Origin of the sequence: Amycolatopsis sp., from assembly GCF_036008905.1 — a bacterium.
Taxonomy (GTDB): domain Bacteria; phylum Actinomycetota; class Actinomycetes; order Mycobacteriales; family Pseudonocardiaceae; genus Amycolatopsis.
On the sequence record NZ_DASYMU010000059.1, the window covers coordinates 28,083 to 42,380 of the forward strand.

The 14,298-nt window shown below is 67.0% G+C and carries 10 protein-coding genes; 2 read left to right on the forward strand and 8 right to left on the reverse strand.

Features of this window, described 5'->3' with window-relative positions:
- The first annotated feature begins 300 nt into the window (after window positions 1-300).
- The gene (locus VGP60_RS11580; protein WP_327547945.1) at window positions 301-699 is read left to right on the forward strand and encodes an STAS domain-containing protein; all 399 of its coding nucleotides are present in this window, start codon (window positions 301-303) and stop codon (window positions 697-699) included.
- A gap of 443 nt (window positions 700-1,142) precedes the next feature.
- Here the strand turns inward: VGP60_RS11580 and VGP60_RS11585 are convergent, their stop codons facing one another.
- Window positions 1,143-1,412: a hypothetical protein gene (locus tag VGP60_RS11585; protein WP_327547946.1), complete on the reverse strand. Its 270-nt coding sequence runs from the start codon at window positions 1,410-1,412 to the stop codon at window positions 1,143-1,145.
- 99 nt (window positions 1,413-1,511) lie between these two features.
- Window positions 1,512-2,135 carry an enoyl-CoA hydratase/isomerase family protein gene (locus VGP60_RS11590; RefSeq protein ID WP_327547947.1) on the reverse strand — a complete coding sequence of 208 codons (624 nt, stop codon included), beginning with the start codon at window positions 2,133-2,135 and terminating at the stop codon, window positions 1,512-1,514.
- A 65-nt stretch (window positions 2,136-2,200) separates the two neighbouring features.
- On the opposite strand from VGP60_RS11590, the gene VGP60_RS11595 reads away from it, so the two are divergent.
- The gene (locus VGP60_RS11595; protein WP_327547948.1) at window positions 2,201-3,727 is read left to right on the forward strand and encodes an AMP-binding protein; all 1,527 of its coding nucleotides are present in this window, start codon (window positions 2,201-2,203) and stop codon (window positions 3,725-3,727) included.
- A gap of 44 nt (window positions 3,728-3,771) precedes the next feature.
- Here VGP60_RS11595 and VGP60_RS11600 read toward each other — a convergent pair whose 3' ends face one another.
- The 6 genes from VGP60_RS11600 to VGP60_RS11625 all read right to left on the reverse strand — a co-directional run bounded on the left by VGP60_RS11600 (window position 3,772) and on the right by VGP60_RS11625 (window position 14,295).
- Window positions 3,772-4,389: a response regulator transcription factor gene (locus tag VGP60_RS11600; RefSeq protein WP_327547949.1), complete on the reverse strand. Its 618-nt coding sequence runs from the start codon at window positions 4,387-4,389 to the stop codon at window positions 3,772-3,774.
- Window positions 4,386-9,092 (reverse strand): AAA family ATPase, encoded by a 4,707-nt coding sequence (locus tag VGP60_RS11605; protein WP_327547950.1) that lies wholly within the window; start codon window positions 9,090-9,092, stop codon window positions 4,386-4,388. The genes VGP60_RS11600 and VGP60_RS11605 overlap by 4 nt, the downstream gene beginning before the upstream one ends.
- 280 nt (window positions 9,093-9,372) lie before the next feature.
- The gene (locus VGP60_RS11610; RefSeq protein WP_327547951.1) at window positions 9,373-9,588 is read right to left on the reverse strand and encodes a hypothetical protein; all 216 of its coding nucleotides are present in this window, start codon (window positions 9,586-9,588) and stop codon (window positions 9,373-9,375) included.
- Window positions 9,585-10,697 carry a peptidylprolyl isomerase gene (locus VGP60_RS11615; RefSeq protein WP_327547952.1) on the reverse strand — a complete coding sequence of 371 codons (1,113 nt, stop codon included), beginning with the start codon at window positions 10,695-10,697 and terminating at the stop codon, window positions 9,585-9,587. Before VGP60_RS11615 ends, VGP60_RS11610 begins: the two co-directional genes overlap by 4 nt.
- Complete coding sequence (locus VGP60_RS11620) at window positions 10,697-12,994, reverse strand: RND transporter (RefSeq protein WP_327547953.1); 2,298 nt, start codon at window positions 12,992-12,994, stop codon at window positions 10,697-10,699. Before VGP60_RS11620 ends, VGP60_RS11615 begins: the two co-directional genes overlap by 1 nt.
- A 2-nt stretch (window positions 12,995-12,996) precedes the next feature.
- The gene (locus VGP60_RS11625) at window positions 12,997-14,295 is read right to left on the reverse strand and encodes an MlaD family protein (protein WP_327547954.1); all 1,299 of its coding nucleotides are present in this window, start codon (window positions 14,293-14,295) and stop codon (window positions 12,997-12,999) included.
- Window positions 14,296-14,298: the final 3 nt, after the last annotated feature.

The window sequence follows — 14,298 nt, forward strand, 5'->3', positions numbered from 1 at the left end:
CAATAACGTCTATGATGGCCGTCACAGTCCCTGCCGGGCGCGGCGAGGCGTACTGCTCGGGCTCAGCTGGGACCTTCGGCGACTTTGACCTCGACCGCGAGCGGGAATCATGTATCCACACCATCTCCGACCAGCGCCGCACAAGCCTAAACCTTCGCGACAAGATCAGTTTTGAAATTCTCGGCAGCTGGGTAGTTTGCAGGTGCCCAAAGCCCGAGAGCGCAGTCGGCGGCCGAGCGATACCCGGTGGCGCTGTCCTGCGCAGCCACAGCCGTGGACGTCGACGCGAAGGGGATAACGATGAACACTGCGAAGCAAACTGGGCCCCCGTCGCTGTTGAGGCTGGCCACAGCTGAAGGCGTCTCCGGGGCGATCACCATCGACGTCGTTGGCGAGATCGACATCGCTACCCTCCCCGCATTGGACACTCAGTTCGGTCAAGCATTGCGACGACGAGAACTGTCTCAGGTCGTCGTCGATCTCAGCGGTGTGGGTTTTTGTGGCGTCGCAGGGCTACAAGCGTTCGTGGACCTCGACCAGCGTTGTAACGCTCTCGGTGTGGATCTGGAACTCAAACCGTCCCGTATCGTGCGTCGCGCCCTGGACGTCACTGGGCTATGTTCACGTTTCCGGCTGATCGGCCGATGGGGTGCCAATTCGCAGACAACTTTCGCTGGACGGGATCGGCTCAGCGGCTGACGTCGAACGTCCGCTGGCGGGTCACACGCACAGCCAGATGACAACGCCCTTTAGATCATACAGCGGGCGTTCTTTTTCAGTGACCAGATTTTTCTGACTCTTGCACAGTTTCCGTGATGTGGTGTGGTAAATCGCCGAGAAGGATGCACCGGCGCCGATGGCGCTCCGTCAAATTGGATATGGCGCGAATTTGTAATGGAGTCACGGAGCATTAGATTTGTTGGTACTAGCCAAAGATGACAAGTTTGCGGAGGAGGTCGAGCTTTGCTCGACCGTACAGCTGCCGCTTGATAGCTGCAAAAGCCGGTTTTGAGCGACTGCGCGAGTTCGAGAAGGTCAGATAGTTAGGCACGACCGTCGGACTTTCCTCATACGACACGTGACGATCCCACAATCTGACCCAACCTCGACAACGGTGCGCCGCCTCGTTGACCAACCTCGGTCTATGGCGTCGGAATGTCCTGCTGGCAGGACAGTTCGTAGAGGTACCCACCTTTGATCAGGACCGACGCTTCGATGGGACGGCGATCGTTGTCGTAGATCACCCGAAGTCGGATTACTGTGGTCTCCCGCTCCAAGCCGAGTCCGCGGGCCGAATCCGCGGGCGGCTGGATCTCGTCGACAGCGAGCAGGTCGTAGCGATACTCGCCAGGCGCTGGGGCGATGTAGGCGACGACACCGACGACAAAGGGGTGCTGCGCGCGGACGTACACACCCTTGCCGACCTGGCTGGTGAGAAACCTTCAGCCATGAGCCCCAGGAGTGTTTAGGGCGGTTCTTATCTCGCTTCTATACCAACCGGTCTTAAGCACTTACGAGCTTGGAGCGGCCAGGCGGGCGGAAACGGATCGCAGTGAGGCCAAGGGGACCACGTCGTGTACAAGGCCTCGCTGCTGGGCCCGTGAGGCCGTCAACGGGTTGCGCATCGTGGGCACGTCGTCGCACGACGGGCCCCAGTCGGCGGACGGTTCGAAGAACGACGCGTTCGGCGCGGCGAGCACAACGTCAGCGTCGCGCAGAAAGCGGAACGACTCCCGGCAGGCGATGCCATTCACTGTGACGATCACGCGCTTGGCGACGCCACATTCCTTCGGGGTGATCGGCACCCAGCCGAGTACAGGCAGCGGCGGGTCTGCACGGTCGAAGCCGATACAGAAAGCCTCAACTCCGGCCGCCGCCAGGACGATCGTCCGGACCTCCGGATCCTGCTGGGCAAGTACCCATATTTCACGCAACTGGGCGGCCATCACCGAATCGATAGCGTTAAGCGCCCCCGTCCGGTTCAGGGTCACCCTGAGCACCCCGCCGGCCTGCTCACTCAGCACATTGGCGAACGTTTCGAGGTCTGACAATGGACAACTCCGCATCCGTTCATTCAACGAGCCGCGGCGCCGGAGAACATCCGGAAAAACTACGGAAGTTGGATCGGCCCGCACCGGACTACCGTTTCGCTAGGCCGCACTCCGACGGCCGTGTCCACCCTGCTGCGGAGGTAGCCGCCATGCACGTCCCCCTCACCGTCGCGGACTTCCTCGACCGCGGTGAAACCGGCTTCGCGGGCAACGCAGCCGTCATCGACGAACCTGAGGGCCTCGGAAAGCTCACCTATCGCGACCTGGGCGACCGGGTACGTGCCTGGCAAGCGGGCTTCGACGCGCTCGGTATCGGAGTTGGCGAGCGGGTGGCCGTGGTCAGCCACAATTCCGCGCGCCTGCTCGAGCTCCTGCACGCGGTGCCTGGCAGCGGCCGGATCTGCGTGCCGGTGAACTTCCGGCTGTCCAGGGACGAAGTGGACTACATCGTCGAGCACAGCGGGGCATCCGTACTGCTCGTGGACCCGGAACTCGAAGACAAGCTGGCCGACGTCGAGATGCGACACAAGTTCGTGCTGGGCAAGCAAACCGACACGGAACTGATGCGGTTCGGCATCGAGCCCGCGCCCTGGGAGTCACCAGACGAGAACGCGACGGCCACCATCAACTACACCTCGGGTACCACCGCGCGCCCCAAGGGCGTTCAGCTCACCCACCGCAACATCTGGGTCAACGCGGTCACCCTCGCGTTGCACACACGGGCCTGGGAACGGGACGTCTACCTGCACACGCTGCCGATGTTCCACTGCAACGGCTGGGGAATGCCATTCGGGCTCGCCGGGCTCGGCGCCGAACAGATCGTGCTGCGGAAGGTCGACGGGATGGAGATCCTCCGCCGCGTCGAGCACCACGGCGTCACGCTGATGTGCGGCGCTCCGGCGGTGTGGAACGCGGTCCTTGATGCGGCACAACAGTGGGAAGGCGAGATCCCCGGCCGCGGCCGGGTGCGGATCGTATGCGCGGGTGCGCCACCGCCGAGCCGCACGATCGGCCGCGTCGGCGAGGAGCTCGGGTGGGAGTTCCTGCAGATCTACGGCCTGACCGAGACGTCCCCGCTACTGACCGTCAACCGCGCCACGCCGGCGGACGACGCACTCCCCGCCGAGGAACGCGCGCGCAGGATCTCCCGCGCCGGGATCCCTTCGCTGGGTGCTCGGCTACGGATCTCCGATTCGGGCGAGGTGCTCGCCCGCTCGAACGTGGTCATGGACGGCTACTGGCGCGACCCGGCTGCCACCGCCGACGCCCTGCGGGACGGCTGGTTCCACACCGGCGACGGCGGGTCGATCGACGACGAGGGCACGTTGACGATCTCCGACCGGAAGAAGGACGTGATCATCACCGGCGGTGAGAACGTGTCGTCGATCGAGGTGGAGGACTGCGTCTTCTCGCACCCGGCGGTTGCCGCGGTAGCGGTGATCGGCGTGCCGCACGACAAATGGGGCGAGACGATCAAGGCTCTGGTCGTCAAGGCCGACAGCGCGACGGTCACCGAGGCCGAAATCATCGCCCACTGCAAACAACGGCTGGCGGGCTACAAAGCGCCGACGTCAGTCGAGTTCCGCGCCGCCATCCCCCAGACCGCCACCGGCAAGATCCAGAAGTTCAAACTCCGCGAACAGTACTGGAAAGGCCTCGACCGCAAGGTCAACTGAGCACGTGGCTCGTGAGTGTTCGGACCGGCCCGAACACTCACGAGTCAGTCCAGCAAGCCGGCGTCCCGGGCGACGCGGGCGAGTTCGGCGCGGGTGCGGACGAGGAGCTTCCGCTGGACGCTGGCGCGGTGGCTCTCGACGGTTCGCGGGGACACGCGGAGTTCGTCGCCAACCTCGGAGTTCGTCAGCCCGGTGGCGATGAGCTTCAGAACTTCGCGCTCCCGGGACGACAAGATGTCGACATTCCCCGACGGATAGCACTCCGCAGTTTCCTCCGGCACATACGACACGAACTCGTCCCCGGTCATCACCGCGTGCAGGACCTCGATGAGCTCCTCCTCCAGACAGTCCTTCGTGATGTAACCCCTCGCCCCGCGCAGCTTCGCCTTCTCCACGTATCCCCGCGCCCCGTACATACTGAGCATCACGACGTTCGTGGCGGGTGAGATCGAGGCGATCGACGCCAGCAGGTCGAGGCCGCTGCCGTCGGGCAGGCGGATGTCGACCACCGCCAGTTCCGGCCGGAACTCCTCGATAGCCTCGACGAGGAGCTTCCCGGTCGGTGCCGCGGCCCGGACTTGGAAGTCCGGCGTGCCTTCCAGGATCCGGCGGATCCCGGATCTGACTATCCCGTGGTCATCACACACGACTACATCGATCATCGGACGACTGGCACCTCCGCCATTACGGTCGTTCCCCGACCTGGCTGGGAATCGACGGTCAACCGGCCACCGGCCAGCCGCGCCCGTTCCCGCATCCCGGTCAGCCCGAGCGACCTACCTTGCCTGTCACGATCGACGTCGAAGCCGATCCCGTCATCCTCGACGACCACGCGCACGCTGTCCCCCGAAGACACGAGCACAATGCTCGCCTCACTCGCACGGCTGTGCCTGCCGACGTTCGTCAGCGCTTCCTGGACGATGCGAAAGAGCGCGGTTTCCACCGGCTGCGGGATCTTCGCATCCCCCACGGCCACGCTCAGCTCGAACCGGATCGGGAAGATCCGGCGGCAGTCCGCCACGAACTGCTCGATGCAGCCGGGCAGGCCGAGGTCGTCGAGCCCGGACGGACGCAGCGACCAAGCCACCGTGTTGACCGACTGAATCCCTTGCCGCACAATGCTCCGGACATCCCTGGTCAGGCCACGAGTGGTGTCGTCACCGGCCTTCTCCAGTTTGCCGAGCCCGTCCATCATGCCGGCGAACAGGTGCCCGAACTCGTCGTGCAGGTCCCGCGCGATCCGGTCACGCTCGGCCTCCTGCACGGCGACGATCCGTTCCATGGACTCGCGGCGCAGCCCTTCCCGTTCGATGACCGCGCCCGCGAGCGCGGCCAGCACCTCGACGGTCGGCTCGTGCTGATCGCCTTCCCCCAAAGGAAAAGCCGCCACCACGGATTTCGCCCGGACGCCGTCGGTCGTCACCAGCTTGGCGACGCGCTCGGTCCGCTTCATCTCAAGCTCGTCCACAGTGGACTCTCGCGCCTCACCGTTGGTGATCTCCACCCGGCGCGCGGTGGTCGTGGCGACCGTCGCCTCACGCAGCTTCTCCAGCACTTCGTCGACGTCTTCGGACGCGACGATGCCGCCGACGGCGTTGACCAGCGCCTGGTGCCGCGAGGAATCCCCGACCGTGGGCATGACCCGCGACGACACCGCTTCGACGATCCCGCGGTCCACCCGCACGCCCAGCGGGCGGCACAGTTCCGACGCGGGCCGCAGGCGGGCGAGCGCACCCCGTTCCGATTTCACCCAGGCGAGCTCCGCGACCAGGGAGCACGCGGCGAGTTCGCCTTCGGCCCGCGCGCGGGTCGCGCTGTGCACCGCCGCGCTCAGAATCAGCTGTCCACGCCGTCTGTGCCCGTGCGCGAACGACATCACCGCCCATTCACGCAGTACCGCGGACCGCTCGCCACGAAAGACGAGAGCAGATCGCAGGGCACGGCGGAACTGGCGGCGGACGAGCTTGGCCCGGCTCCGCCGTTCCCCTGCCCACCACGCCGGCGCCTTGTCATGCCATTGGCGGAGCACCTGCAGATGCGACGTCACAATGGGCGCGACAAAATGGTTCCTGATGCCCGCGGTGCGCAGGGAATCGTCGGCCTTGCGAAACGCCTCCACCGCGGCCTCATACTGTTCCGAATAGAACAGCCGCCAGCCTCGGGCCGCCTGCAGCATCGCGGTGGTGTGGTGATCGTCCGAATTGGTCTGCCGCAGTTCACGGGCGATAGTGTCCGCGCTGACATCGCCCGGCAGGCACCGGGTCCAGATCGCGAGCGCGGTCCCCGCACCGATCCGGTCGCCGATCCGCTTTCCCTCCCAATAGGTTTCGCGCGCGATCACCCCGGCTTCGTGCAGTCTCCCCTGCCGGTAGCGGCAAAGCGCCTTCTGCCACCGCGCGGCGATCTGCTCCCACCGGTCACCGACCACGTCGAAAGCCGTGATGGCGGTATCGAACGCCTCGATCGCTTCCTCGTACCTGTCGGCCGCGAGCAGCACAAAACCCCGGAAATGCTGTGACTGCGCGATTCCCCAGTCTTCGTCCTCCGCCTGGCGAAGTCGTAGGGAGCGCACGGACAGCCGCAGTGCGACGGGCGCGAGCACCGGGGTAAGCCCGGCGATACACACCGCCGCGGTGGAATACGCCTGCGACTGTTCCCGCATGCTCCTGCTGCTCCGGGAAATCCGCAGCGCGCGGACCATCGCCCAGACCACCCAGATCGGCGAACGCGCGAACCACCACTCATATACCAGCCGGTTGTAGATGCGCGCCGCGATCCGCGCACGTTCGTTACCCGCTTTCGCCTTGCCCCAGCGGAACAACCCAACGGTCAGCAGGACGAGTTCACCGACGCAGGACGCGGCGGCCCTCCATGAACGTTCCGGCACGCCCAAACCCAGATGCCGCATGCCCTGCTTCATCCAGTCGGCGGCTTCCTCCAACCTGCCGGTCTTGAAAGCCAGCTCCCCGAGCAGGGTCGCCACCCTTGCCGAGTCGAGACCGTCGAGTGCCTCCGCCACTTCGTAGGCGGTGGCCAGTTCTTTGGCCGCCAGATCGTAGTTACCCAGCAGCATGTGCACCGCGCCGAGTCCACTGTAGACCCGGAACCTGTCTGGCTTGCTCACCGTCCCCGCGAGCCGTATCCCTGCCTCGGAGATCTTGAAGTTGCTCTCCGCGACATCGAGCGCGTGCTGCCGCAAACCCGCTTCACCGGCTCGCACCGCGTACGGCATCGCCAGTTCGACCCGGCCTGCCCGGTCGAAGTGGTACGCGATCTCGTAGTCGCCCTGCGTTTCACCCGACCGTTCCAGCGCTTGCGCGGCCCGGAGATGCAGGTCTTTCCGGCAGGCGTCGGTCAGTGACCGCAGCACCGCGTCCCGCAGCCGGTCGTGGGTGAACACGAAGCCGCCATCGCCGGGAAGACGCCGGAGGATCCCGCGATCCATGGCTTCCCGTAGAAGATGGTGGATTTTTCTGGTGCCGACACCGAGTGCTTCACCCAGCGCCGAGGACTCGAACCGGCGGCCGAGAACGGCGGCCTGCCGAACGGCGTGCTTGGTGTTGGCCGGTAGCCGGTCCAGCCGGGCGGAGACGAAGATGTCCGCCGGCACCCGCTCGCGCGCGCCAGTGGGAGAAACCGCGCGAGATTGGGAGATCAGTGGAAGCGAACGCATCTCGCTCTCGTCCAGCACCCACCGCTCCCCGTCGTAGACCAGCGCGGACGAATCGACGAGCGCGCGGAAAACCGACAGCGTCTCCAAGGGATTGCCCCCGGAGTAGCCGATCACGTACGGGATGATCTCGCCAGGAAGCCGGTCACCGACCGAACGGACGAGCTCCTCGGTGTCCGAGGAAGACAGTGGTTGCAGTGCGAGGAAATCGGCGATAGCCCAGGTCTTCACCTGCGCGACGGCTTCCGGCCTGCAGGCGCAGATCAGGGAAAGGTGTTCCTCGCCGCGCGAAATCGCCGACGCCAGTTTGGCGAGCACCTGCCAGCTGAGGTCGTCGGCCCACTGGCAGTCGTCGACAATGAGCACTCCGGGCCGCGCCCGGGTGAACACGGCTTGGAAGAGGCGGGTGACGGCCGTCGCGACAACCGATGGTGAACCGTCCACAAGCGCCTCGCCGGCGAGCCCGGCCACCGGCAGGTCGGCGAACAGCCCGGAAAGGCCCGGCACCAGTTCGATCACCGGCGGGAGCAGCTCTCCCAGTTCGCGACCGGCCGCTTCGGCTTCGGCGGGGTGAGCCCGGAGGTAGGCCATGAGGTCCCGCAACGGTTCCGCGAACAGCCCGAGCGGGCGTTGTGCCGCGTAGTCGAACGAGCCACCGCGCAAGACGGTTACGCCCGCATCGTCGGCGCGCCCGGCGGCCGCGTCGAGAAGACGGCTCTTGCCGAGCCCGGACTCGCCGCTCAAGCACAGCACCGCACCCTCGGTACGGGCACTTTTGGCGTAGGAGACCAGTTTGTCCAGCTCCGCACGTCTGCCGACGAGCGGCGGCTCGACGTAGGCAAGCGTGCCACCGCTTCGCGTGGTGGTCTGCGGAACGATGCCGGTCGCGAGCACCGCCTCGACCCCGGCCAGTGCGTCCTCGGCGCTGGCGTACCGCTGCTCCGGCTGGGGGTGGAGCAGCTTCAGGAAGATCGGGCGCAGGGCCGGGGGCACACCGACCACGGCGAGCAGGTGGACCAGGCCTTCCACGCTGGAACCGTGCTCGTTCGCCTGCGCCCGCAACGCGCTGGCCGTGCGGTTTCGTTCGGCGGCGGATTCGAGCAGGACGCGGCCGCAGGCGAAGATGTCCGCGGCGAAGCCGACCGTCCGGCGCACCTCCCCGGTGTGCTCGGGAGGCAGGTACCTGCCGTCGGCGGATTCTATGGAGTCGGCCAGCTGCGTGCGGGTGACGCTCGCGTCGAGCAGGACCAGCCGCCCGGTCTCCTCGGTCACCATGATGTTCGCCGGCTTCAGCCCGCCGTGCGCGATCCCCATGCCGTGCAACTGCGCGAGCGCGAAGAACAGCTCGCACATCAGCTGAAGGTGGTCGTCGATCGACGGGTGCGGGTCCTGCGCGGCCCATTCCAGGAGGTCGCGGCCCTCCACCAGCGGCCGGGTGAGTATCACCTGCTCGGGACTCGCGTGCGCGACCCGGGTCGGCACCAGGTTCGACAGCCCGGAGTCGGCCATGACCTCGAGCTCCTGGGCGAGCCAATACCAGCTCCACGGCCAGGTAACCGACAGGTCGAGCCGCCGGAGGACGACGTGATCCCGCGCGTTACCCGCGACGCCGAGTGCCGTGGTGATGCCGTGCGTCGCACGCAACCCACGGACGACCTCGACTTCGTCGGCATCCCACACTGGATCTGGCTTCATTGCCGGTCCCCGTCTTACTACGTTCGAGACTTAGACCTCAATACTATTGTCAAACTATCCAAAGCCCCGGCACCTGTCGACAGCACTTTCGCGCGCCGCTATCTGCCGCACTGAACTAAGAGGCTCCGGCAATTGAGCGTTTGGGCGAGGTCGCGCCCAGGCGGCGCCTCGCTGCCCGGAGGAACCGGACCGGACGGTCCAGTCCAGGTCCGGCCCCTCCGAGCACCGATGCATCCACCTGGACCCGACTCGCTAATCCAAGACTCAATTGCCGGAGACTCTAAGGTGGGATGAGGGTGCCGAGGCCGGTGAGCGCGAGGACGATGGCGAGGAAGTAGCAGGTCCGGGCGCCGCGGCGAAGCGTGCATGACCGGCGCTGGCGGTCACGCGGCGACATCCATGGCGGCCCGTGGTGCGCGTTGCGGCGGCCCCACCGGCCGAGCAGGACGAGCACCCCGGCCAGCAGGAGCAGCACCGCACTGCTCACGACGGTCATCGCGGCGACCCGGCTGGAGCGTCTGACGGCGGCGCGTCCGGGTCGGCGGGCCGGTACTGGTCGGCGTACTGGACGCCGGCGTGCTTGATCTGCTCCCCCAGCCAGCCCCGCCAGACACCCAGCGCCTTCTCCAGCAGCAGGGTGTCCTTCAACCGGCCCTTGACCTGCTCGAAGTCGGCTGGGACCGCCGGCAGCGCCTGATCCGCCCGGCCCACGTTCCAACCATGCGCGTTCTGCACAGGGCCGAACACGGTCCCGATCGGCGCGGTGAAGGCCGGCTCCCGGAAAGCGTCGTCCAGCTGATCACGGCTCAGCTCGCCCAGGTCCCCGCCCGACGTCCGCGTGCTGTCCAGGCTGGTCCGCCCCGCCACGTCCTCGAACTTCGCGCCGCCCCGGATGTCGGCCAGCGCCTGGTCGGCCTCCTCCTTGGTGCGCACCACGATGTTGCGCAGGTGCCGCCGCTCCGGCGTGCCCAGCTGAGCACGCCGCTGGTCGAACGCCTGCCGCACCTCGTCGTCGGTGACTGTCTGGCCTCCCGAGACCTGATCGAACAGCTGGTTCAAGGCGAGCTGCCGTTTGATTTCGGTCAGCACGCTCTGCTCCGACGCGCCGGCGTTGCCCAGCGCCCGGATGAATTCGTCCTGCGCGGACGCCCCCTCGCCGATCTGCTGGGAGATGTACCGCGAAAGAACATCGCGCGCGGCCTTGTCGGCGATCGTGACGTTCCGCGCACGCGCGGCATCGTCGATGATGATGCTGACCGCCTGAGCCTTCGCGCCATCCCGCCAGTACCGGTCCAGCGCCTGGGGGTCGGACGGCCGCTGGACGCCGTAAAGCGCACGTAGCGTGTCCATTTCCTTGTTCAACTGGTCAGCCGAAACCGTGGAATCGCCGACGCGGAAGGCCACGCCGTCCGGCAGCTCACCCGCCGTCCACCAGAGATAACCACCCGTGCCGCCGCCGAGCAGGACGACGAGCACCAGTGCGAGCAGGACCCTGGCGCGCTTCGTCCGCGGAAGCCGCAACCGGCGTGACCGCTTCGCATCCGTCTTTTCAGCAGGCTCCTCTGTGGAATCCTCTTCTACGGATACTTCTTCGTCAGTCTTCATCACGCAACTCCTACAGTGGACTTCTCGGACGGCCGCACGGCTTCCGGCACAGGTTGTCGCTCCTGCCGGACGGTCACCGCGACCACACAGGACGCGGAGAGCAGCGACAACACGACCGAACCCGCCAGCAGCACACCGAATTCGGCGATCACAGCAAGCTGCGACCCGACCAGGACCGCGTAGCCGACGGCCGAAGTCGCCGTCGCCAGCCACACCGAGCGCAGCAGCCGTCTGCTGCCCTGCCTGGCCGCCTCGGCGAGCAACACGGTGAACTCGCACCCGATCGCGGTGGTCAGCGAACCCAGCGCGACCGTCACCGGGCTGAGCGGAACCCCGGTGAGCCACAACGCGCAGAACCCGGTGCCGGTGGCGATCGCACCCGCCGCGACCGCGCGGACCGCGTCGGACCGCCGCCGCAACCCGATGAGCAAGACGATGCCGGCGGCGCCGATTCCGGCTAGGTTGCCCCAGACCCGGTCCGCGGACACCATTTCCTGCGCAGTCACCGCCACTACCGGCAACCCGGCCAGCTCCGTGTGATATCCGGGCGGAGCCGGCGGCAACGTCGAGAGCACATCGTCGCGTAACCGTTGCAACGCACTGAGATCGTTGATGTCGACGCCGAAACTCAGCACCGCGACCTTGCCGTCGTTGCGGATCACCGAACCGACCAGGTACGGCGGCAGCAGCCGCAACGCCGAACCGAGCTGCTCGGCGGTCGGCGTCGGCCCGAGAAACGGAAGCAGCGAAACCGGCGACACCACCGGCCGCATCTGCTCGCCGTGCGCGGACACCACACTCGATTGCGCCCGCCGCATCCAGTCGAACGCCTCCATCGAACGCACGTTGTCACCGCGGATCACGATGTCGAGCTCGCCGGAAGAACCGATCTTCTGCTCCACATGCTCGGCGTCGGCCAGCGCGGGCAGACCGTCCGCGAAACTCCGGAAGTCCGACCGCAGCGGCAATCCGGGTAACAGAGCCCACCCCACGATGGCCGCCAGCACGACGATCGCACTCACCCCGACGCGCCGGCCCTTGGTCGAGGGCGGCCACGCCAGTCGTCCCCGTCGCTCCGGCGACGGAGTGCTGACGAGCCACGGCGAGACCACCAACCCGATGACCGCCGAGAAAAGCACACCAACCGACAACGCCAGCCCAAGATCCTGCACGAACGGCAACGGCGAAAGGGTCAGCGCGGCGAAACTGGCCGCCGTCCCAGCGGCCACCGCCAGCACCGTACGGCGGCGGGCCCGTTGCGCGAAGTACATCGGGTAGAACGACCCTATGCCCAGCAGCACCGACAGGAAAGCCAGCACCCCCAAGGAAAGCGGCCGATCGAGCCAGCCGAACAACGCCACGGTGGACCCGGTCGCGAGCAGCGCCGTCAGCACCGGACCCAACCGGCGGCTGCGCCGGGTCCACGGGGTGCAAAGGAAGCAGGCGGCGACCGCGACCACGGCGACCCCGCCGAGCAGCGGGATCTCCGTCGCCACCTGCTCCCCCACCCCGGAGGCGACCGCGGGCACCCCGGAAATCGTCGTCGCCTTGGTCTGGATCCCAGCCTCGGCGACGGCCTCCCGAATGCCGGTCACCAGGTTCCTGGTGCCGTCGGCCGCGATCCCTTCCCGTGGCCGGACCAGGATCGCGATCGAGTCGGCGGACGGGATCACGAAATGCCACTGCGGCCGGGGCTGCCCATCGGCGTTGTAGATCACGGTGCCGACGAAGGTCGGGTTGCGCAGCGTGGGCAGGCCGGCGGGCAAACCCTGCACCAGCAACGGCCCGTACCGCGCGTCGAACGCCTGAACCGCCTTGTCACCCGCGGCCGCGACGGCCTTGTCCTTCGCGCCGGACTGCTTCGCGGCCGCCTCCGCGGCGCCCCGCTCGGCGTCCCGGCGGCCGGTCAGTTCGGCCAGGAACTTCTGTGCCTGCGCGGCGATCTGGTTGACGGTCGTCGCCGGTCCGTACACGGTGGCGACGTCGGGCAGCGCGGACAACCGGCCTTCCAGCTGGAGGACTTTCTGGATGTTGTCCTCGTTGAGCAGCTGCCGATCACCCTCGGACTCCAGCAGCACCACCACCGGATCCCCGCCGAACGACCCCGCCAGCTCATTGAGACTCACGACCGACTTGTCACCGGACGGCAGGAACGAGTCGACTCCTGTCTCCATTGTGGACTTCGCGAGCCCGCCGAACAACGCTCCGCCCGCGAGCGCCACGCCTGCCGTGATCAGCAATCCCTTGCGTGTCGGGCGGAACCGGCGAATCCACAGCCGCGCGCGCAGACGGCGCACCACTAGTTACCTTCCCTCTCGATGTGGGGATACGGCCGTTCCGCCGGGCCGGGGTTGTTCAGCGTGCCGGGCAACGGATACGGGTTGAACTTGTTCAGCGGGCCGAGCGAGCTGAGGTCGAGCGGAAGGCCCTTGACGCTGTACTCGTCCAGGATCGGGTAGACGTTCCAGTACTTCCCGTTGGCATCCCCGCTGGTGACGCTGTCGCCCCAGTTGATGAAGTAGGCCGCGATTTCCGGCCCGTACGGCCGAAGGTAGGCCAGCATCGGGTTGACGTCGGACAACGCCGTCCGCGCGGTGGGAATCAGCCCGCGCAGATCCGAAGAGAACTGCGGAACCCGCGTCAACGTGCCGGGAGCCTTGTTCAGCACGCTGTCCAAAGACGGCAGCAGGCCACGCAGATCCGCCGAGGTGGCCGGCAGTTCCGCGAGCGCGGTGCTCAACGCGGGCGCGGCCTTGTTGAGGTTGCCCGCGACCGGGGCCAGCGAGCCGGACAACCGGTTCAGCCCGGTGCTGGCCTTTTTCGCCGTATCCATCAGGCCGGGGAGCTTGCGCACGACGGCTTCGATCTGTCCCGCACCGCCCGCGGTCGCCTTGGTCAGCTGGTTCGCGTTGTCCACCAGCTGGGCGATCTGGCCCTGCCTACTGTCCAACGCGGCGAGCAGCGTGGCGCTGTTGCCCGCCAGCTCCCGCAGATCGTCGGACTGCGCGGCCAACGCGCCGAGCGCGTCATGCCCTTGCCTGCCGAGGTCGCCTAGCCCGGTCAGCGCCGCGGACAGGTCCTGTTTGGTGCCCTCGGTACCCGCGCCGAGCGACCGTACGGTGCTCGCCAGCGCGGTCCTGGTATCACCGTCGATGCTGGTCAGCACATCGTTGAGCTTGACGGCCGACTTCACCGACTCAATCGGGAGCGCGGAGCCGCTGGGAAGCGGCTCGCCGTGCCCGTCGACGATCTCCACGAAGGTCTCTTCGACGAGCGTCTTGTTCCGCAGTTCGAAGGTGACGCCCTGGTGCAACGGGTGTTGGTCGTTCAGCTGCACGGTGACCTTGGCGTCGCCGCCCTGGACCTCGATCTTCTCGACCTCGCCGACCGGGACGCCGGCGATCATCGCGTCGCCGTTGTACACCAGGTTCGCCGTTTTCGGGGCGACGAAGGACACCTGATAGCCGGACTTGCTGAACAGCGGGACCTTGCCACCCGAATTCAGCCAAAGGTAGCCGAAGATCACCGCGCACACCGCGAAGAACACGCAGAGCACCACCAGGCGAATCAATGGCAGCGTGCCATGGGAAATGCGCATTGC

Bases quoted from the DNA above. Each gene is read 5' to 3' on its own strand.
- VGP60_RS11595 (WP_327547948.1), top strand. From the start codon at position 2,201: ATGCACGTCCCCCTCACCGTCGCGGACTTCCTCGACCGCGGTGAAACC.
- VGP60_RS11605 (WP_327547950.1), bottom strand. From the start codon at position 9,092: ATGAAGCCAGATCCAGTGTGGGATGCCGACGAAGTCGAGGTCGTCCGT.
- VGP60_RS11615 (WP_327547952.1), bottom strand. From the start codon at position 10,697: ATGAAGACTGACGAAGAAGTATCCGTAGAAGAGGATTCCACAGAGGAG.
- VGP60_RS11610 (WP_327547951.1), bottom strand. From the start codon at position 9,588: ATGACCGTCGTGAGCAGTGCGGTGCTGCTCCTGCTGGCCGGGGTGCTC.
- VGP60_RS11600 (WP_327547949.1), bottom strand. From the start codon at position 4,389: ATGATCGATGTAGTCGTGTGTGATGACCACGGGATAGTCAGATCCGGG.
- VGP60_RS11625 (WP_327547954.1), bottom strand. From the start codon at position 14,295: ATGCGCATTTCCCATGGCACGCTGCCATTGATTCGCCTGGTGGTGCTC.
- VGP60_RS11580 (WP_327547945.1), top strand. From the start codon at position 301: ATGAACACTGCGAAGCAAACTGGGCCCCCGTCGCTGTTGAGGCTGGCC.